Annotated in this window: 12 protein-coding genes, 8 tRNA genes and 3 rRNA genes; all 23 read left to right on the top strand. The window is 39.3% G+C overall.

Annotated features, from left to right (window positions below; all coding sequences use genetic code 11):
- Positions 1–42 precede the first annotated feature (42 nt).
- The 23 genes from CIB29_RS06190 to hprK all read left to right on the top strand — a co-directional run bounded on the left by CIB29_RS06190 (position 43) and on the right by hprK (position 20,784).
- Positions 43–1,947: an ABC-F family ATP-binding cassette domain-containing protein gene (locus tag CIB29_RS06190; RefSeq protein WP_094547820.1), complete on the top strand. Its 1,905-nt coding sequence runs from the start codon at positions 43–45 to the stop codon at positions 1,945–1,947.
- Between the two features lie 97 nt (positions 1,948–2,044).
- Positions 2,045–3,013: a galactose-1-phosphate uridylyltransferase gene (galT, locus tag CIB29_RS06185; protein ID WP_094547818.1), complete on the top strand. Its 969-nt coding sequence runs from the start codon at positions 2,045–2,047 to the stop codon at positions 3,011–3,013.
- Positions 3,014–3,103: 90 nt separating this feature from the next.
- Complete coding sequence (locus CIB29_RS06180) at positions 3,104–4,288, top strand: galactokinase (protein WP_094547816.1); 1,185 nt, start codon at positions 3,104–3,106, stop codon at positions 4,286–4,288.
- Between the two features lie 18 nt (positions 4,289–4,306).
- Positions 4,307–5,293, top strand: a complete 987-nt coding sequence (gene galE / locus CIB29_RS06175) for a UDP-glucose 4-epimerase GalE (protein ID WP_094547814.1) — start codon at positions 4,307–4,309, stop codon at positions 5,291–5,293.
- Between the two features lie 202 nt (positions 5,294–5,495).
- On the top strand, positions 5,496–6,602 hold the full coding sequence (locus CIB29_RS06170; protein WP_198543773.1) for a GerMN domain-containing protein: 1,107 nt from the start codon (positions 5,496–5,498) through the stop codon (positions 6,600–6,602).
- A gap of 121 nt (positions 6,603–6,723) precedes the next feature.
- Positions 6,724–7,485, top strand: coding sequence for a ribonuclease PH (gene rph, locus CIB29_RS06165; protein WP_094547811.1), 762 nt, complete (start codon positions 6,724–6,726; stop codon positions 7,483–7,485).
- 134 nt (positions 7,486–7,619) lie between these two features.
- A complete protein-coding gene (locus tag CIB29_RS06160; RefSeq protein ID WP_094547809.1) occupies positions 7,620–8,216 on the top strand; it encodes an XTP/dITP diphosphatase in 597 nt (198 codons plus the stop codon).
- Between the two features lie 209 nt (positions 8,217–8,425).
- On the top strand, positions 8,426–9,025 hold the full coding sequence (locus CIB29_RS06155) for an ECF transporter S component (RefSeq protein ID WP_094547808.1): 600 nt from the start codon (positions 8,426–8,428) through the stop codon (positions 9,023–9,025).
- 111 nt (positions 9,026–9,136) lie between these two features.
- A complete protein-coding gene (locus CIB29_RS06150; RefSeq protein WP_198543771.1) occupies positions 9,137–10,405 on the top strand; it encodes a PDZ domain-containing protein in 1,269 nt (422 codons plus the stop codon).
- A gap of 142 nt (positions 10,406–10,547) precedes the next feature.
- Positions 10,548–10,811 carry an HPr family phosphocarrier protein gene (locus CIB29_RS06145; RefSeq protein ID WP_094547804.1) on the top strand — a complete coding sequence of 88 codons (264 nt, stop codon included), beginning with the start codon at positions 10,548–10,550 and terminating at the stop codon, positions 10,809–10,811.
- A 237-nt stretch (positions 10,812–11,048) separates the two neighbouring features.
- Entirely contained in the window at positions 11,049–12,920 is a 1,872-nt protein-coding gene (uvrC, locus tag CIB29_RS06140; protein ID WP_094547802.1) for an excinuclease ABC subunit UvrC, read from the top strand.
- 644 nt (positions 12,921–13,564) lie between these two features.
- A 16S ribosomal RNA gene (locus CIB29_RS06135) occupies positions 13,565–15,083 on the top strand.
- Positions 15,084–15,578: 495 nt separating this feature from the next.
- Positions 15,579–18,422, top strand: a 23S ribosomal RNA gene (locus CIB29_RS06130).
- 285 nt (positions 18,423–18,707) lie between these two features.
- A 5S ribosomal RNA gene (gene rrf, locus CIB29_RS06125) occupies positions 18,708–18,824 on the top strand.
- Together the 16S, 23S and 5S rRNA genes with 8 tRNA genes alongside form the textbook arrangement of a ribosomal RNA operon.
- Positions 18,825–18,831: 7 nt before the next feature.
- Positions 18,832–18,907 (top strand) — tRNA-Asn (locus CIB29_RS06120).
- A 5-nt stretch (positions 18,908–18,912) separates the two neighbouring features.
- Positions 18,913–18,987, top strand: a tRNA-Glu gene (locus tag CIB29_RS06115).
- Positions 18,988–18,995: 8 nt separating this feature from the next.
- A tRNA-Ile gene (locus tag CIB29_RS06110) sits at positions 18,996–19,072 on the top strand.
- A gap of 151 nt (positions 19,073–19,223) precedes the next feature.
- Positions 19,224–19,299: transfer RNA gene (locus CIB29_RS06105), tRNA-Trp, on the top strand.
- 5 nt (positions 19,300–19,304) lie between these two features.
- Positions 19,305–19,381, top strand: a tRNA-Asp gene (locus tag CIB29_RS06100).
- A gap of 7 nt (positions 19,382–19,388) precedes the next feature.
- Positions 19,389–19,465 (top strand) — tRNA-Thr (locus tag CIB29_RS06095).
- A 42-nt stretch (positions 19,466–19,507) separates the two neighbouring features.
- A tRNA-Arg gene (locus CIB29_RS06090) sits at positions 19,508–19,584 on the top strand.
- Positions 19,585–19,598: 14 nt separating this feature from the next.
- A tRNA-Lys gene (locus CIB29_RS06085) sits at positions 19,599–19,674 on the top strand.
- A 168-nt stretch (positions 19,675–19,842) separates the two neighbouring features.
- Entirely contained in the window at positions 19,843–20,784 is a 942-nt protein-coding gene (gene hprK / locus CIB29_RS06080) for an HPr(Ser) kinase/phosphatase (protein ID WP_094547800.1), read from the top strand.
- The last annotated feature ends 16 nt before the right edge of the window (positions 20,785–20,800 follow it).

Here is a 20,800-nt window from a genome sequence, read left to right as displayed (position 1 = left end):
TGCTATAATAGGGGATGAAATTATAAAAGGGAGTCCAGGATAATGATTATACTTAACTGTAGCAATATATCAAAATCATACGGGATAGTTAATATATTACAAGATATTTCTTTCAATGTACAGGAAAACGATAAAATTGGGTTAGTGGGTGTTAATGGGGCAGGAAAATCGACACTTTTTAAAGTTATGACAGGTGAAATAACGCCCGATTCAGGAGAAATTTATAAGGCTAAAGATTTAAAAATAGGATATATGGCTCAAAATTGTGTAATAGATTCCCAAAAAAACATATGGGATGAGCTTTTGGAGGTATTTTCTCCTTTGATTGAAATGGAGATGAAGATAAAAAACCTTGAAAAGCAAATACAGACCGAAACAGACACCAAACGGTTGGATATGCTGGTGAGGGAACATGGAGATTTATGTGAAAAATTCAGAGAGAAGAACGGCTATGGATATACCAGTCATATCAGAGCAGTATTAGTAGGGTTGGGATTTCAGGACGATCAATTCTCCTTGCCTATTCAAAACTTAAGTGGCGGACAAAAAACAAGGGTAGCCTTAGGAAAACTTTTGCTTCAAAATCCTCAATTGCTGCTTCTTGACGAACCGACCAACCATTTGGATATACAAGCAGTGGAATGGTTGGAGGATTTTCTGCTTGGTTATAACGGAAGTGTAATAATTATTTCCCACGATAGATATTTTTTAGATAAAGTTACAAATAGAACGATTGAAATAGAAAATAATAAAGCTTATTGTTATAACGGCAATTATTCTTTTTTTATAAAGCATAAGGAAATTATGAGACAACAGCAGTGGAAGGAGTATAATCTCCAGCAGAAAGAAATTTCCAGAATTCAGGGAATTATTGAACAGCAAAAGCAGTGGAACAGGGAAAAAAATATTAAGACTGCGGAAAGTAAACAGAAATCTATTGATAGAATGCAAAAAATAGATAAACCGGAACCTCTTCCAGAAGCCATCCGCTTTAAATTTCAAACAAGGGTTAATAGTGGCAATGAGATTGTTTGGGTAGAAGGACTATCCAAATCCTATGGCAGCAACCATCTTTTTAGTAGTATTAACTTCCGGGTAAGAAAAGGGGAAAGGATATTTTTACTAGGTGGGAATGGAACGGGAAAAACTACCCTTTTTAAAATATTACTGGATAAAGTAAAAAAAGATAGCGGCACCATTAGCTGGGGTACAAATGTAGTTATCGGTTATTATGCCCAGGAGCAATCAGATATTAATCCTAATAATACTGTCATTGATGAGGTATGGGATGCAAATACTCAATTAACCCAGACAGAAATTCGGAATGCCCTTGCTGTTTTTCTTTTCAAAGGGGATGATGTTTTTAAAAGCATATCAACCCTGAGTGGAGGAGAAAGGGGAAGGGTGGCGTTGGTAAAACTTATGCTATCTAAAGCTAATTTTTTAATATTGGATGAACCCACCAACCATCTTGATATCAATTCAAGAGAAGCTTTAGAAAATGCGCTGCTCGACTATGAAGGTACTTTATTAGTGGTTTCTCATGACAGGTATTTTATAAATAAAATTGCTTCCCGGATATTAGAATTATCTCCGACAGGGATTATTGAATATCTTGGAAGTTATAATGACTATCTTGAAAAGAAGAAAAAACTGAATATTAACGATCATTCTAACTCGTCAAAAGCTGATGTTTCTTCTAAAGAAGAATATCTAAAACAAAAAGAAAAGAAAGCCAATGAACGAAAACTCCAAAAAATGATTAGTAATTTAGAGGAAGAAATATACTCTTGTGAAGCTGCCATGCAGAGTTTGGAAGAGGAGCTATGCAAACCGGATGTATTTTCTGACCATGAAAAAGCTTTGGAAATCACCAATCAAATTGCTTGTTTAAAGGAAAAATTAGAACAACTATATATTGAATGGGAAAATATACAAAGTACATGAGTACATGAAAATTTCATTGACTAAGGATAAATATAATTATATAATGGATATAGATACTTAATTAAATTAATTAAAAAAGTGTTTAAGGAGTGTTGTTATGGCTGAATTACGTTGGAATCCATTGATAAAAGATTGGGTGATGATTGCGTCACACCGTCAGAATAGACCGCAGATGCCGAAAGATTGGTGTCCGTTTTGTCCAGGTTCAGGCAAGGTTCCGGAACATTATGAAGTATATAAGTATGATAATGATTTTCCGGCATTATCCCAGGATCCTCCTGTGCCAGATGATGTAGCGACTGACATTTATAAAACCCGGGAAGCATATGGTAAATGTGAGGTTATTTTATACTCTCCGGAACACACTGTGACATTACCGGAGCTTCCTGTTGACCATATAAAAAAATTAGTTGACCTGTGGACAGAACGGTTTGTAGAAATGAAAAAGGATGAAAAAATCAAATATGTTTTCATATTCGAAAATAGGGGTGAAGTTGTAGGTGTTACCATGCCTCATCCCCATGGGCAAATTTATGGTTACTCATTTATTCCTAAAAAGCTTGAGTTGGAACTTGAAGCATGTAAAGAACATTATGACACCAAACACTCCTGTCTTATCTGTGATATGATCAAAGATGAGATGGAATTCGGCAAAAGGATTATCATTGAAAATGAAGATTTTATTGCTTTCCTGCCGTTTTTCTCAGAATATCCCTATGGGATGTATATAGCCAGCAAAAAGCATAAGCAAAATTTAACGCAGTTTAGTGATTCTGAGAAATATAATTTAGCAAAGATCATCAAAGAAACTGCCGGCACCATGGATGCTTTGTTTGACTATCCATTTCCATATATGATGTGTATGCACCAGGACCCTGTAAATAGCGGTGACTTTAGCGAATATTATCATTTTCATATAGAATTTTTCCCACCAATGAGATCAGCTGAAAAGCAAAAATTTAATGCTTCCAGTGAAACAGGGGCATGGGCTCACTGTAATCCAACCGCACCGGAAGAGAAAGCTGAAGAACTGCGTGAAGCGTACAAACGGTTTTTAAGTAAATGAAAAGTTGAAATTAGAGAACTGAGAATTAGGAAGGGGAAAATTCATAGTTCTGCATTCTCAATTCTCAATTAATAAATTGGGGGTAGTATTGTGGAAATTAAAGATTTGAAAAAAAGGTTTGTGGAGATTTATGGAGGTGCTGAAGAGGATTTAAGGGTATTCGCATCTCCGGGAAGAGTGAATTTAATTGGAGAACATACCGACTATAACGGTGGGTATGTATTCCCGGCAGCGTTAACGATGAAGACTACCATTATAGCAAGGCCGAGAAAGGACCGGGAGGTCCATTTGGCAGCTACTGATTTAGAATGTAGAGTAAAAGCTTCGCTTGATCAACTGGAGCAATATAAAAAGTTGGAATGGGGGAATTACCAGCTGGGCGTTGCGGATGAACTGCAAAAAGCCGGATATCAGCTTACAGGTTGTGAACTGCTTTACGATGACACTGTTCCCCATGGAGGCGGATTATCTTCATCGGCGGCAATAGAAGTTGCGACTGCTCTGACATTAGTCACTTTGGGTAATGAAGCAAATGGCATTAATAAGGAAGTAGATATGGTTGAAATGGCTAAAATAGGCCAAAAAGCAGAAAATAACTATGTGGGTGTTAACTGCGGTATCATGGACCAGTTTGCTTCTGCAATGGGTAAAGCAAACCATGCCATTTTTCTTGATTGCAAAGATTTGAGCTACAAGTTGGTCCCATTAAATTTAAAAGGTTATAAGATTGTTATATCAAATACCAATAAAAAAAGAAGCCTTGCACATTCCAAATATAACGAAAGAAGAAGTGAGTGTGAAAGAGGGTTGGAAATACTTAAAAATGTTTTACCAGAAGCATCGTGTCTGGGTGAGATATCCTATGAACAGTTTAAACAATACAAACACCTTATTGAAGATGAAGTGGTGAGAAAAAGAGTAGAACATGTAATTTCTGAAGATGATAGAGTGTTGAAATCTGTAGAAGCTTTGAACAAGGATGATATTGCGGAATTTGGCAAACTAATGATAGCTTCTCACAATTCTTTAAGAGACCTATATGAAGTTACCGGGGTAGAGCTGGATACTCTGGTAGAAGAAGCTTTAAAAATTGAGGGAGTGATCGGTTCAAGAATGACCGGAGCAGGATTCGGCGGCTGCACAGTAAGTATTGTAAAGGAAGAGGCAGTTGAAAAATTCATTGAACAGGTAGGAAAAAATTATTTTGAACGAGTAGGACTTCAGGCCTCTTTTTATGTTTCTGAAGTTGGAGATGGCGGAAAGGAAATAAAATAACAGACTGGAGGTATTGCGATGGCGATTTTAGTTACTGGAGGAGCAGGGTATATAGGCAGTCATACTGTTGCGGAGCTAATTGATGCGAATGAGGAAGTAGTAGTATTGGATAATCTTCAAAAAGGTCATAAGGCTGCGGTATTGGGTGGAAAATTGTACCAGGGAGATCTAAGAGATGATGAATTTTTAGATAAGGTATTTAAGGAAAATGAGATTGAATCAGTTATTCATTTTGCCGCTGATTCACTGGTGGGGGAAAGTGTAGGTGAACCATTAAAATATTATAATAATAATGTTGTATCTACATTAAAATTACTTACGAAAATGAAAGAATGTGGAGTAAATAGGATTGTATTTTCATCTACTGCTGCTACTTATGGTGAACCGGAAAACATTCCTATTTTAGAAACTGATAAGACCCAGCCAACTAATCCATATGGAGAGACGAAATTAGCTGTGGAAAAAGCCTTAAAATGGGCGGACAATGCCTATGGAATTAAATACGCTTCTTTAAGATATTTTAACGCAGCTGGTGCCCATATTAGCGGAAAAATAGGAGAAGACCATAGCCCTGAAAGTCATTTGATACCTATTATCCTGCAAGTGGCACTTGGAAAAAGGGAAGCTATTAGTATTTTTGGTGATGACTACAACACCCCTGATGGAAGCTGCATTAGAGACTATATTCATGTAACCGATTTGGCTCAGGCGCATATACTGGCTCTGAAAAAATTACGCAATGGCGGAAATAGCGATGTATATAATCTTGGAAACGGAACGGGATTTTCTGTAAAAGAGGTTGTTGAGATTGCGAGAGAGGTAACGGGAATAAATATTAAAGCGGTTATTGCTGCTAGAAGACCGGGAGATCCTGCAATTCTTGTCGCATCTTCAGAAAGGATTCAAAGAGAGTTAAATTGGCAGCCTAAGTATAATGATTTAAGGACAATAATAGAAACGGCATGGAACTGGCATAAGAACCACCCGAATGGATTTAATGATTAGTATTATCCAAAATTACGTACTGAAAACCACTATACCACAAAAAAATGTAGTATAGTGGTTTTATTTTTTACATAGTTATGGTAATATTGTTATGCTACCTACCCCCATTATAAATTATTATAGATAAAACGGACAAAATTTCTTCATACATGTCCATAATTACTAATAAAATGTAATGAAGTTAAATTTAGGAGGGAAATGTATGAGGAATATTTTTGTTACATTTATTATAATATGTATGGCATTCTTTTCAGGGTGTAATATAATAGATGGAAAAAGTAAGGAAGTTTATAAGGAAAATGACGCAGCGAAAAAAAATGCGGTAAATGAACAAAAGCCTGCTAACAGTGACAATCAAATTATTCAAGATAATGAAAATGGTGATAAAAACAAAGCCAATTCTTCAACGCAACCGTTGGAAAATAATAATTCTGATGACATGCGTTATACAACATTTTACTATCAGGATGCTGATGGATTGCTGATTCCGGTTACTAGAAAGACTGCCAGGATTCAAGGTATAGGAAAAGCAGCAATATACTCTCTTGTAGATGTCCCTGTAATAAGAGAAGATATTGGCAGAGTAGGGTTGTTTCCTGTACTGCCTGGAGGGACACGTATAATGGGAATGACCATTAACAATGGAATTGCTGCAGTTGATTTTAATGACCGCATATTGGATTATGATACAGAACAAAAGGAAAAAAATATACTTAACTGTCTTGTATACACATTAACAGAATTTGATACAATAGAAAGTGTTCAAATTTTGAAAAATGGTGAAAAATTAAAAACATTGAAGTTTGGAAGTGCTGTTGATTTACCACTGACAAGGCAAAGAATTAATAGTTTTATGGATAACAAAAACAATGTAGATTCAAATAAAGAACATGTAGAAGTTTATTTTACTAAACTAGTTAATAATAAATATATGTACTATATTCCTGTTAGCAGGCCTATTAACAAACCAACCAGTGATATTGACAGGTATATGAAAACCTTGAATGAACTTATCAAGGGTGAAATTGAAGGGAAGGGGTTAAAATCCTATGTGCCTAAAAAATTGGGGATAAAAGGCATTCAAATTGATGGGCAAACAGTAATACTTAATTTTGATGATGAAATTTTAAATGCAACCCATTCTACTGCCAGTTTTGATACAATGTTAAAACAGATTACCCTGTGCTTTAAACAGTTTGGAAAAGTAAAAAAGGTTAAGATAAATGTTAACGGTAAGGCATTGGAATTTTTAGGGGAGAATAAGGGAAAAGATGTATTAGAGGTACCTTTATATGCGAATCAATTTTAATATAAAAATAGCTCGGAGTTCGGAGTTTGGAGCTCGCGGGAAGAAGGGATGCGTTTATCATTTTTTGTGCTATATTACCGCGTGAGCGTTAATACTTTTTAATTTAGAAAGGATGAAAATATTGGCTAGAATTGACGGAAGAGAAAACAATCAATTAAGACAGGTGAAAATAACCCGAAATTTTACAAAATATGCTGAGGGTTCAGTCCTTATTGAAATGGGAGATACTAAGGTGATTTGCACTGCAACGGTAGAGGAAAAAGTTCCCCCCTTTAAGAAAGGTTTGGGAGAAGGATGGGTAACAGCAGAGTACTCAATGCTCCCTCGTGCAACCCAAGAAAGAAATGTAAGAGATATTAACCGCTTAAAGTTAAACGGAAGAACTTCTGAAATTCAAAGATTAATCGGAAGAGCTCTGCGTTCTGTGGTAAATCTTTCAATGCTGGGAGAACGGACCATCACTATTGATTGTGATGTCATACAGGCTGATGGAGGGACAAGGACAGCATCTATTACAGGAGGATTTGTTGCATTATTGGATGCATTAAATAAACTGGTTGAAGCTGGAACTATAGAAAAAATCCCTGTCAATAGTTTTGTAGCAGCAGTAAGCGTGGGTGTGGCAGAAGAAAATGTGCTTCTGGATTTGTGTTATGGGGAAGATTCCCATGCGAAAGTGGATATGAATATTATTATGAATGATAAAAACCAGTTTATAGAAATCCAAGGTACAGGGGAAGAATCACCCTTTTCAAAGGAAGAGTTTAATGCACTGTTAGCTTTAGGGGAACAGGGAATAAAGGAGTTAATTAATATTCAAAAGCAAGCAGTACAAGATATTTTATCAAAAATGGAATATCAAGATGAAAATAGTGGGGAGTGAACAGTGGGGAGTGGGGAGTAAAACCGAAACCACAAAAAAAGTCCGTTTTAGCAGTTTTCATCATTATTTGTGCCGGGTGTGCCCGGCGTGGCAGGTAATATGTAAATAAAAACCAGGTGGGGGAATAACAGAAGATGAGAATGGTTGTTGCAACTAAAAATAAAGGAAAGATCAAGGAAATTACTGAAATCTTACAGGATTTAGGGATACAGGTGGTCTCTCAAGATGAACTTAATATCAAAATTGATGTAGTAGAAGATGGGACTACCTTTGAAGAGAATGCCGTCAAAAAGGCATCAGAAATTATGAATATATCTAAGGAAATTACTCTTGCGGATGACTCAGGGCTGGAAGTAGACTACCTAAATGGTGCTCCAGGCATATACTCCGCAAGATATGCAGGTCCAAATGCTACGGATTATGATAATAACAATAAATTGCTTAAAGCACTTGAAGGAGTCCCCTTTGAAAAACGTACAGCCCGGTTTGTTTGTGCAATAGCTGCAGTATTTCCTGATGGCAGAAAAATCGTTGCCAGAGGTGAATGTGAAGGAATTATTAATTTTCAACCAGCCGGACAAAATGGCTTTGGTTATGACCCTTTATTTTATATTCCTGAGTACGGAATGACGATGGCGGAAATAGACCCGCAGCTTAAGAATAAGATAAGTCATAGGGCGAAAGCTTTAAATATGTTAAAAGAGGAGCTAAAAAAGTACATTTCTTTGTAGTTTTCTTATTTGAATCAATTTAAAGGCGCATTTAATATTCTTCAAAAATAAAATATACGCCCAAATTTAACTCATTATTGCATAAGTACTTAAGAAGTGGTAAAATAATTCTAAGTCGGTATTCATTAGAAACCGAACTGCAGATAATTGTTGTGATGGATTAGCTGCGACTTGTATCCCTTAGGGGAATAAGAACGGAGGTGTATCAAATGAAATCATCACAAAACGCGGGTGTTGCGACTTTCAGCATCCGTCAAATCACTGTTGTAGGTGTACTTACCGCTATTACCGTAGTACTGGGGCAGTCTGGACTGGGTTTTTTAATAATACCGGGTTTGCCTGCCAAAATCACCATAATGCACATCCCGGTTATTATTGGAGCTATTATTGAGGGACCTGTTGTAGGGGCATTAGTTGGGTTATTATTTGGCATTTTTAGTATTATTCAAAATATGATGATGCCTACCCCTCTGTCTTTTGCTTTCCTAAATCCGTTAGTATCTGTTTTACCTAGAGTTTTGATTGGTATTGTTTCATACTATGCTTATAGATTTATAAGCTTAAAGTATGACTCTATAAAAATAGGTATTACTGCTGCAATAGGCACAGCTACTAATACTATCGGGGTTTTAGGAATGATTTACTTACTATATGCAGCTCCCTTTGCAGAATTAAAAAAGGTGGATGTAAGTAAGGTAGGAAAGATAATGGCCGGAATAGCAGTTACCAACGGTATTCCGGAAATTATAGCGGCGGTAATTATAACAATAGCAATAGTAACACCATTGAAAAAAATCCTTAAAAGATGACTAAGCAGGCTTACCGGCCTGCTTAAATAGTTTGAATAGTATTTTTTAATTATGAATAATATGGTATAATATAGTATAATATAGTATGAATAATTAGTGGTTCGATTGGAGATGGAATTTTTGTTTTCACTTGGAGATGCAGTAGGTATTATTAAAGTAGTAAGTATGTATTTTACGATTGGTATTTTACAACCTTTATACATAGGAATAATTTTTCTGATTTATATATTTTATAAAAGAATAATAAACTTTGAACAAAATATTTTAATTAAGTCAAAATCCAGTTTACACGAGCTAGTATTTGAATCTGTAATGTATGGTATTTTGGCTGGTTTTATTATAAGCTTAATTATAAATTTCGCAGGTATACATATCCGTATAGATAACGGCAGCTTGATGTATCTTTGGATAGTAGTAATTATACTGGCTCTTATGAATGTAAGATATCTATGTTTTTCTTATGCAGGGGGAATACTTGCGTTATCTAACCTCATTTTCGGGTGGCCTGATATTGATGTTAGCGGACTACTTGCGCTAGTAGGCTTGCTTCATCTTACCGAAGCATTTCTTATCTGGAGTCATGGCTATAAAAACGCAGTCCCTGTTTTTGTAAGACATAAGAATAAGGTTGTAGGTGCTTTTTCTATACAAAAATTTTGGCCAATTCCTATTACTTTACTAGTATTAAATATAATACTAAAAGCAGATATGCCTGCTGATGTGGTTAATATAAACACTCCGGACTGGTGGCCCCTGATGAAACAACCGGATATTCTGGAAAATCAAGCAATTCTTTTTGGCATTTTACCTGTACCAGCCGCTTTAGGTTACTCAGAAGTAGTGATTACTGACCAACCAAAAAGAAAAGCTAAAAAATCAGCAACATATTTGAGTTTGTATAGTATAATATTAATAGGACTCTCAATTGCATCCTCTACTTTTCATTATCTAAAATATATTGCAGCACTATTTGCGCCCATTGCACATGAACTTCTAATCTTATATTGGATAAAGAAAGAGAAAAACGGTAATGCTTATTTTTCGGTACCTGAGAAAGGTGTAAGAATTTTGGATACTGTTGAAGACGGGCCGGGTGCACATATGGGAATTCTTCCGGGAGACATTATACTACGAATCAATAATAAAGAGGTAATGACAGACCAGGGTATTGATGCTATATTGAGTGATTATCCCACCTTTATATGGGTTGATATTTTAAGGGATGAATCAAATACTTTAACGCTTGAGCATAAAAGCTATCCGGATGGAATTGCTGGTTTAGGAATAATTACAGTGCCTAGAGATGAAAATGTATCGAATGTATTGCAAACTTTGGAAAATAGGAGCTTATTAAGTAGAGTCATCAAAAAATTAAAATGAAATAATTGTTGACTTAATACGTAATATTTAGTATTCTAAAATATATAAGTAAATAGAAAGTACATTTTTAGTGTTTTACATTTCATGTCATATCTATAATATTGTTTTTATAAACGTTAAAACATAGAAAAGGAGCGGTGTTATGATATCAAGAGAAGTGGTGGTACAAAACCAAGTAGGGCTCCATGCTAGGCCAGCCACGTTTTTTATTCAAAAGGCTAATGAGTTCAAGTCAAGTATATGGGTAGAAAAAGATGAAAGAAAGGTTAATGCTAAGAGCTTATTAGGAGTTCTTTCTCTTGGAATCTCAAAAGGGACTCAAATCACAATAATTGCTGACGGTGCTGACGAAGAAAATGCAGTAAATGCGATGGTTAACTTAATTAATTCTAATTTTGCAGAGTAATAAAGCGGACATAAAAAATAACCTCATTCGAGTGAATGAGGTTATTTTTTTATGTCTATTTTCTATATATTTACTGATAATGATTTTACATGGCAGATAAAGTAAATAAGTTCACGGTTCACAGTAAAAGCTATTAAATTGTTTGCTACTGTTAACTGTGAACCGTGAACTATATATAGAAAAAATAGGTGGAAAAAAAATAAAAAATATATGATAATAGTAAAAGGAGGGAACCGTATGTTTGATATTCAGGAACAATTAAAAAAACTGCCCGACAGTCCCGGGGTATATATAATGAAAGACAAAGATAAAAACATAATATATATCGGCAAGGCAAAAATTCTTAAGAATAGAGTGAGACAGTATTTTCAATCATCAAAACATCATTCTCCTAAAGTACAATCTATGGTTGCAAATATTGCGGAATTTGAATACATTGTTACTGATTCTGAATTGGAAGCATTAGTGCTTGAATGCAATTTAATAAAGAAGCATAAACCAAGATATAATATACTATTGAAGGACGACAAACATTATCCATATATTAAAGTAACCATGAATGAAGAATATCCGAGAATTGTTATAACACGTAAAATCGAAAAAGATGGAGCAAAATATTTTGGGCCTTATACCAGCACTACGGCAGTTAGAGAAACAATTGACTTGATAAAAAAGGTATTTTGGATAAGAACTTGTAAAAAAGAGTTTCCAAGAGATATAGGAAAAGAAAGGCCCTGCCTCAATTATTATATCAAGCAATGTCTGGCTCCTTGCCAGGGGAATATCAATAAAGAATCTTACAGGCAAATGTTTAGAGATATATGTGCATTCCTAGACGGTAAACAGGACGCATTAATAGATAAATTAACAAGAGATATGCATGAGGCGGCTGAAAGGATGGATTTCGAGAAAGCTGCAAGTATAAGAGACAAAATTAATAATATCAAACAAATTGCAGAAAAACAAAAAATTATATCTTCTACTTTAAGCGATCAGGATGTTGTTGCTTTTGCAGCAGGGGAAGACGAGGCATGCGTACAGGTTTTCTTTATTCGGGGCGGAAAATTAATAGGAAGAGAGCATTTTATCATTGATGGAACTTCTCAAATGGAAAGTCAGGAAGTAATGACATCTTTTGTAAAGCAGTTTTATAACAGCACTTCCTATATTCCTAAGGAGATAGTCTTACAGGAAGATATTGATGAAGCTTCTATTATTGAATCCTGGTTAACAAGCAGACGTGGTTCAAAAGTTTATATAACAGTACCGCGAAAAGGTGAAAAGCAAAAGCTGATACAAATGGTTGCAAAAAATGCATTAGAAACGTTGCAGCAGTTTGAAGGGAAATTAAGGAAGGACAAACAATTTGTACAAAGTGCTTTAACAGAGCTAAAAAATTATTTGTCGTTAGAAAAATTACCGTATAGAATAGAAGCTTACGATATTTCTAATACTGGTGGAATTGAAAGTGTCGGATCCATGGTTGTATTTAAAAATGCCAAACCGTCAAATAGTGATTATAGAAAATTTAAGATCAAGTCGGTAATAGGGCCAAATGACTATGACAGCATGAAAGAGATACTATATAGAAGATTTAAGCGTGCAAACAAAGAAAGTGATTTAATAAAAAGTGGTGAATTGAATGAAGAGGATGCAAAATTTTATCAGCTGCCGGATCTAATATTAGTAGATGGTGGTAAAGGGCATGTTAGCTCTGTCAAGGAAATCTTAAATGAATTGAGGATAAATATTCCCGTCTTCGGAATGGTGAAAGATGACCGTCATAGGACTAGAGCAGCTGCAACAGAAGACTTGGAAATCAATATACCTGTTGATAGCAGTGCGTTCAGACTTCTTACGCAGATCCAAGATGAAGTACACAGAGTGGCTATCACTTATCATAGAAAATTGAGAAGTAAAAAAATCATACAATCAGAGTTGGAAGCTATAGATGGCATAGGTAGTGTAAGAAGAAAAAAATTATTACAACATTTTAAGTCTATAGATAAGATACGAATGGCCACCATTGACGAGCTTACCCAGGTAGAAGGTATGGATAAACGGTCAGCTGAAAGTGTTTATAATTATTTTCATGCTAAAAATAAATAATTAAATCAAGTAGTGCGATAGAGTAAAACGGAACATTAGTGTAATAAATTAAGATACGTCATAATGAAGACAAAAATTTAGTCATGTAGTTGTTTGAGTCTATAAATGAAATATGCTATATTATTAAAACTGTTGCAAAACAGCAATAACAACAAAAAATATGTTGAAAAATATATTGACATGAATAAAAGATTATGTTAATATATGAAAGTCGCACCAAGGAAAGCGGTTAAAAATACCAATAAAAAAGGTGTTGACAGATTAAAAAGATTATGTTAGTATAGCATTTGTCGCTTCGGTAAGAAGTGATAAAAAATATCAGAAAAAAGTTGTTGACAAACAAACTTTGATTTGGTATAATGAGTTTCGCCGCTTGAGAGAGCGGTAAAGGAATTGGTCTTTGAAAAGTAAACAGCGTAAGAGGTTCTCGTTGATTATAGTTCACAGTTCACGGTTCACAGTTCACAGAAGTGAGCGGTGAGAGTGAAAGTGTGAACAAAAAATGAGTAAACCTAGCGTACTTAATAAAGTAAGTTAGTAATAGTTTATGAGCTAAATTGAACGATTAATATATAACGGGGAACAGATTGGGTTGACAGAAGAGGTTCAGTGAACAGTGAACCGTGACCTGTGAACCGTGAACATATATTGAGAGTTTGATCCTGGCTCAGGACGAACGCTGGCGGCGTGCCTAACACATGCAAGTCGAGCGGAGGTATTGAAGGGAAACCTAAGATACCTTAGCGGCGGACGGGTGAGTAACGCGTGAGGAACCTGCCTTATACAGGGGGATAACACATCGAAAGATGTGCTAATACCGCATAAAGTCATCAGGACGCATGTCGTGATGACCAAAGGAGCAATCCGGTATAAGATGGCCTCGCGTCTGATTAGCTAGTTGGCAGGGTAACGGCCTACCAAGGCGACGATCAGTAGCCGACCTGAGAGGGTGACCGGCCACATTGGGACTGAGACACGGCCCAGACTCCTACGGGAGGCAGCAGTGGGGAATATTGCGCAATGGGGGAAACCCTGACGCAGCAACGCCGCGTGGAGGAAGAAGGTCTTCGGATCGTAAACTCTTGTCTTTAGGGACGAAAGATGACGGTACCTAAGGAGGAAGCCACGGCTAACTACGTGCCAGCAGCCGCGGTAATACGTAGGTGGCGAGCGTTGTCCGGAATTACTGGGTGTAAAGGGCGTGTAGGCGGGTAAGCAAGTCAGATGTGAAATACCGGGGCTCAACCCCGGGGCTGCATTTGAAACTGCATATCTTGAGTGCAGGAGAGGGAAGCGGAATTCCTAGTGTAGCGGTGAAATGCGTAGATATTAGGAGGAACACCAGTGGCGAAGGCGGCTTCCTGGACTGTAACTGACGCTGAGGCGCGAAAGCGTGGGGAGCGAACAGGATTAGATACCCTGGTAGTCCACGCCGTAAACGATGGATACTAGGTGTAGGAGGTATCGACCCCTTCTGTGCCGGAGTTAACACAATAAGTATCCCACCTGGGGAGTACGGCCGCAAGGTTGAAACTCAAAGGAATTGACGGGGGCCCGCACAAGCAGTGGAGTATGTGGTTTAATTCGAAGCAACGCGAAGAACCTTACCAGGGCTTGACATCTACCGAATCCTCTAGAGATAGGGGAGTGCCGTAAGGAACGGTAAGACAGGTGGTGCATGGTTGTCGTCAGCTCGTGTCGTGAGATGTTGGGTTAAGTCCCGCAACGAGCGCAACCCTTGTTGTTAGTTGCCAGCATTAAGTTGGGCACTCTAGCGAGACTGCCGGTGACAAAGCGGAGGAAGGTGGGGACGACGTCAAATCATCATGCCCCTTATGTCCTGGGCTACACACGTACTACAATGGCTGTCAACAAAGGGAAGCAAGACCGTGAGGTGGAGCAAATCCCCAAAAGCAGTCCCAGTGCAGATTGGAGGCTGCAACTCGCCTACATGAAGTCGGAATTGCTAGTAATCGCGGATCAGCATGCCGCGGTGAATACGTTCCCGGGCCTTGTACACACCGCCCGTCACACCATGAGAGTCGGCAACACCCGAAGCCTGTGAGCTAACGGAAGAGGCAGCAGTCGAAGGTGGGGCCGATGATTGGGGTGAAGTCGTAACAAGGTAGCCGTATCGGAAGGTGCGGCTAGATCACCTCCTTTCTAAAGAGAGAAGTTCCAATTAATAATTAATAATTATTAAAGTAAGGAACGAATCCTATGGTCGATACATTACGATAAGTAATGTCTGAGAACGCTTACGCTGTTTAATTTTGAAAGACCAATTCATTAGTGGACAGTGAATAGTGGGGAGTGGGGAGAAAACCATTACCCATGAAAGCATGAAGCTAATAAAAGGTTTTTCAATAGTAGTGTAGAAGTGCAGAGTAGCAGAAGGGGAAACTCCCCACTAATCACTCCACACTCCTCACTGACAATGTACCTTGAAAACTAAACAATGTAAAGACATGAGGAAAAGATCATAGGGTAACTGCAGTGGAGAACACTGTATTACACTGTAATTTCAAAGGCAAACTTTACTCATATAATTCTAAAAACAGGAGAACACCAGAATGTTCAATCAGTGAAGGATAAGGAAGTAAGGACTGGAGGAGGGAACTCCCCACTATCCACTTCCCACTCCACACTAAAACAAATGGTCAAGCTAGAAAGAGCGCAGGGTGGATGCCTTGGCATTAGGAGCCGAAGAAGGACGTGATAAGCTGCGAAAAGCTGCGGTGAGGCGCAAATAGCCTAAGACCCGCAGATATCCGAATGGGGGAACCCGGCCGGAGCAATATCCGGTCACCGTATAGTAAATCCATAGCTATGCGGGGGAATACCCGCTGAACTGAAACATCTAAGTAGGCGGAGGACAAGAAAGAAACATCGATTCCCTAAGTAGTGGCGAGCGAAAGGGGAAAAGGCCAAACCAGGGGTAGAAATACCTTTGGGGTTGAGGACTGAACAGTGCATCACAGGAGCTAGCAGAACTACCTGGAAAGGTAGACCACAGGGGGTAAAAGTCCTGTATGCGAAAGCAAAAGTGAGCCATCAGGATCCGGAGTACCATCGGGCACGTGAACTCCGGTGGGAAGCAGGGAGGACCACCTCCCAAGCCTAAATACTACCTAATGACCGAGAGAGGAAAGTACCGTGAGGGAAAGGTGAAAAGCACGCCGGGAGGGGAGTGAAAGAGAACCCGAAACCCTGTGTTTACAAGCAGACAAAGCACATTTAAGTGCGACGTCGTACTTTTTGTAGAACGGTCCGGCGAGTGTATGTATGCAGCGAGGTTAAGGTGTTAAGCACCGAAGCCGTAGGGAAACCGAGTGTGAAGAGCGCATAAAGTTGCATGCATACGACCCGAAACCGGGTGACCTACCCATGGACAGGATGAAGCGGGAGTAAAGTCTCGTGGAGGTCCGAACCCACCACTGTTGAAAAAGTGGGGGATGAGCTGTGGGTAGCGGAGAAATTCCAATCGAACTCGGAGATAGCTGGTTCTCCCCGAAATAGCTTTAGGGCTAGCCTCGGATTAATCTTATGGAGGTAAAGCACTGAATGGGCTAGGGGCCTTATCCGGTTACCGAACCCTATCAAACTCTGAATGCCATAGAGATGATGTCCGGGAGTCAGACTATGGGAGATAAGTTTCATAGTCAAAAGGGACACAGCCCAGACCAACAGCTAAGGTCCCCAAATAGGTTTAAGTGGTAAAGGATGTGGAGTTGCTAAAACAACCAGGATGTTGGCTTAGAAGCAGCCATTCATTCAAAGAGTGCGTAATAGCTCACTGGTCGAGTGATTCTGCGCCGAAAATGTAACGGGGCTAAAACCTATACCGAAGCTTTGGATACGCAAGTATGGTAGGGGAGCTTTCTATGGTAGGCAGAAGCATGACCGAAAGGACGTGTAGACGAGATAGAAGTGAGAATGCCGGAATGAGTAGCGAGAATTATGTGAGAATCATAATCGTCGAAAGCCTAAGGTTTCTTGAGGAAGGTTCGTCCGCTCAAGGTAAGTCGGGAGCTAAGGCGAGGCCGGAAGGCGTAGTCGATGCACATACGGTTGAAATTCCGTAACCACCGAAGCCGAAAAGTATGCAAGGGACGCAGGAAGATAGTCTGACCACACCGTTGGTAGAGTGTGGCGAAAGGGAGCGAAAACAAGTAGCGAAGCAGATGAATCTACACTGACAAGAAAAGCTTGCATATTGGTGAGGTGCCCGTACCGCAAACCGACACAGGTAGGTGAGGAGAGAATCCTAAGACGAACGGGAGAAGCGTTGTTAAGGAGCTCGGCAAATTGACCCCGTAACTTCGGGAGAAGGGGTGCCTGGGAGACCAGGCCGCAGAGAATAGGCCCAAGCGACTGTTTAGCAAAAACACAGGTCTCTGCTAAGTCGAAAGACGACGTATAGGGGCTGACGCCTGCCCGGTGCTGGAAGGTGAAGGGGAAAGGTTAGCGAAGAGCGAAGCTTTGAACTTAAGCCCCAGTAAACGGCGGCCGTAACTATAACGGTCCTAAGGTAGCGAAATTCCTTGTCAGGTAAGTTCTGACCCGCACGAATGGCGTAACGACTTGGGCACTGTCTCAACAGCGCGCCCGGCGAAATTGTAGTACCAGTGAAGCTGCTGGTTACCCGCGACTAGCCGGAAAGACCCCATGGAGCTTTACTGCAGCCTGATATTGGATTTTGGTATTTCATGCACAGGATAGGTGGGAGACTAAGAAATATGCACGCCAGTGTATATGGAGTCGACGTTGGGATACCACTCTTGAGATACCGAAATTCTAACCAGTACCCGTAAGCCGGGTATGGGACACTGTCAGGTGGGCAGTTTGACTGGGGCGGTCGCCTCCTAAAAGGTAACGGAGGCGCTCAAAGGTTAGCTCAGCGCGGTCGGAAATCGCGCAAAGAGTGTAAACGCAAAAGCTAGCCTAACTGCGAGACGGACAGGTCGAGCAGTAACGAAAGTTGGAGTTAGTGATCCGGCGGTAAGAGAGTGGCATTGACGTCGCACAACGGATAAAAGCTACACTGCGGATAACAGGCTTATCTCCCCCAAGAGTCCACATCGACGGGGAGGTTTGGCACCTCGATGTCGGCTCATCGCATCCTGGAGCTGAAGTAGGCTCCAAGGGTTGGGCTGTTCGCCCATTAAAGCGGTACGCGAGCTGGGGTCAGAACGTCGTGAGACAGTTCGGTCCCTATCTGTCGCGGGCGCAGGAAATTTGAAGGGAGCTGTCCTTAGTACGAGAGGACCGGGATGGACGCACCACTGGTGCACCAGTTGTACTGCCAAGTGCACAGCTGGGTAGCTAAGTGCGGCAGGGATAAACGCTGAAGGCATCTAAGCGTGAAGCCCCCCCTAAGATAAGATTTCCCATAGCAAAAGCTAGTAAGGTCCCATGAAGACTACATGGTAGATAGGTCAAAGGTGTAAGTGCAGTAATGCACTCAGCTGATTGATACTAATAGACCGAGGGCTTGACCAAGAAAGCAATTAACAATGAATAATTATTAAAGACGAGGTTAATTGCGGGAAAGAATATATGAAGAAGGTTTTTGCAAAAACCTCATGTTTTACATTGTATAGTTTTGAGGGTACATGAAACAGTTCACAGTTCATGGTTCACAGTTCACAGTAGAAAGGTGAATGGGGAACATGCTGGTGAACAAGAAAGAGTACCTAAGGCAATTAAAAGAGCAGGTTAAGAATTCAAGGGGAAACGAGATAAAAACTGTGAACCGTGAACTGTGAACTAGACACAGTTGAATTATCCGGTGACAATGACATGGAGGACACACCCGTTCCCATTCCGAACACGGTAGTTAAGCTCCATCGTGCCGATGATACTTGGAGGGGGACCTCCCGGGAAAGTAGGTCGTTGCCGGAACCGATATTCCTCAATAGCTCAGTCGGTAGAGCATGCGGCTGTTAACCGCAGGGTCGTAGGTTCGAGTCCTACTTGAGGAGCCATATATGGCCCATTGGTCAAGCGGTTAAGACACCGCCCTTTCACGGCGGTAACAGGGGTTCGAGTCCCCTATGGGTCACCACTTTTTTAGGGCCTTTAGCTCAGTTGGTTAGAGCAACCGGCTCATAACCGGTTGGTCCGGGGTTCGAGTCCCTGAAGGCCCACCAGTATCAATTAACAATTAATGATTAATAATGAATAATTAATGCGATTATAAGAGATTTTTTACTTATTTCTTTTCTTGAGTATTATAAAATAATATGTTATAATATTGCATAAGTAATGGATGATGTATTATTAATTATTAATTAAATATACAGGGGTATAGTTCAGCTGGTAGAGCAACGGTCTCCAAAACCGTGTGTCGTGGGTTCGAATCCTACTGCCCCTGCCAAATACGGCCCGGTAGTTCAGTCGGTTAGAATGCCAGCCTGTCACGCTGGAGGTCGAGGGTTCGAGCCCCTTCCGGGTCGCCAATGTTTTGCTGATGTAGCTCAGTAGGCAGAGCACTTCCTTGGTAAGGAAGAGGTTCGGCGGTTCGATCCCGCTCATCAGCTCCACTATTGAAAATTAATTTAGTGGCTAAATAATAACTGATTTGAGCGCCTGTAGCTCAGTAGGATAGAGCAACTGCCTTCTAAGCAGTGGGTCAGGAGTTCGAATCTCTTCAGGCGCGCCATTAAGTTAATATATGCACCATTAGCTCAGTTGGTAGAGCACCTGACTCTTAATCAGGGTGTCCTGGGTTCGAGTCCCCGATGGTGCACCAAGAAAACCTTGCAGTAAAACTGCAAGGTTTTCTCTTTTTTTGCAATGTAAAGATTTTGTTATATAAAAAATTGATATAATTTTGAACTTTTCCAAAATTACTATTTCCTAATTTGTTAAAAAGGTATATAATAATGTTTTGATAATACTAGTGTCAGGGGGGAAAGCTTTGGATAGTCCTTCGTTTTTTGTTACCTTGCAGCAAATAATTGATGAATTTCATCTGGAAAATGTAATGAATTATGAAAAGAGCAATGAAATAAAGGTTATCTCTACGGATGTTAACAGACCTGGACTTCAAATAGTAGGTTTCTTTGATTACTTTGATAATAATCGGCTTCAAATAATCGGTAAGGTTGAAACCACATATTTACAAAATCTTACATCATTGCAGAGATATGAAAGCTTCGATAGACTTTTTTCAAAAAAGATACCTGCTGTAATTATAACCAGAGACTTAGACATTTTCCCTGAAATGATAGAAGCAGCAAAAAAATATGAAACTCCAATTTTAAGAGCAAAAGATTCTACTTCCAGGTTTATGAGCAGTCTAATTGGATATCTTCACACCTGGCTTGCTCCAAGAATTACTCAACATGGTGTATTGGTTGAAGTATACGGTGAAGGTGTCTTAATTTTGGGTGAAAGTGGTGTTGGCAAGAGTGAAACAGCAATTGAATTGGTGAAAAGGGGGCATCGCTTAGTAGCTGATGATGCTGTGGAGATAAAAAAAGTATCAGAAAGAACATTGGTTGGAAGTGCTCCGGAAATTATTCGGCATTTCATAGAAATCAGGGGAATCGGAATAATAGACGTAAAGAAGATATTTGGTATGGGTGCCGTTAAAGATACAGAAAAAATTGATATGATTATTCATCTTGAATTATGGAAAGAAAATAAGCATTATGACAGATTAGGATTAGTGAATGAACATACCAATGTATTAGGGATAAATGTACCTTCCCTCACGATTCCGGTAAGGCCTGGAAGAAACCTTGCTGTTATTGTAGAAGTTGCAGCAATGAATAATAGACAAAAAAAGATGGGTTACAATGCTGCGGAAGAATTAAATCAAAGACTAATGGAGGAAATTGAAAAGAATAGTTTATAATGTATATAACGCGATA

Source organism: Petroclostridium xylanilyticum, assembly GCF_002252565.1.
Taxonomy (GTDB): domain Bacteria; phylum Bacillota; class Clostridia; order SK-Y3; family SK-Y3; genus Petroclostridium; species Petroclostridium xylanilyticum.
The sequence above is the reverse complement of the archived record's forward strand: the minus strand, read 5'-3'. Positions and strand labels throughout refer to the sequence as shown.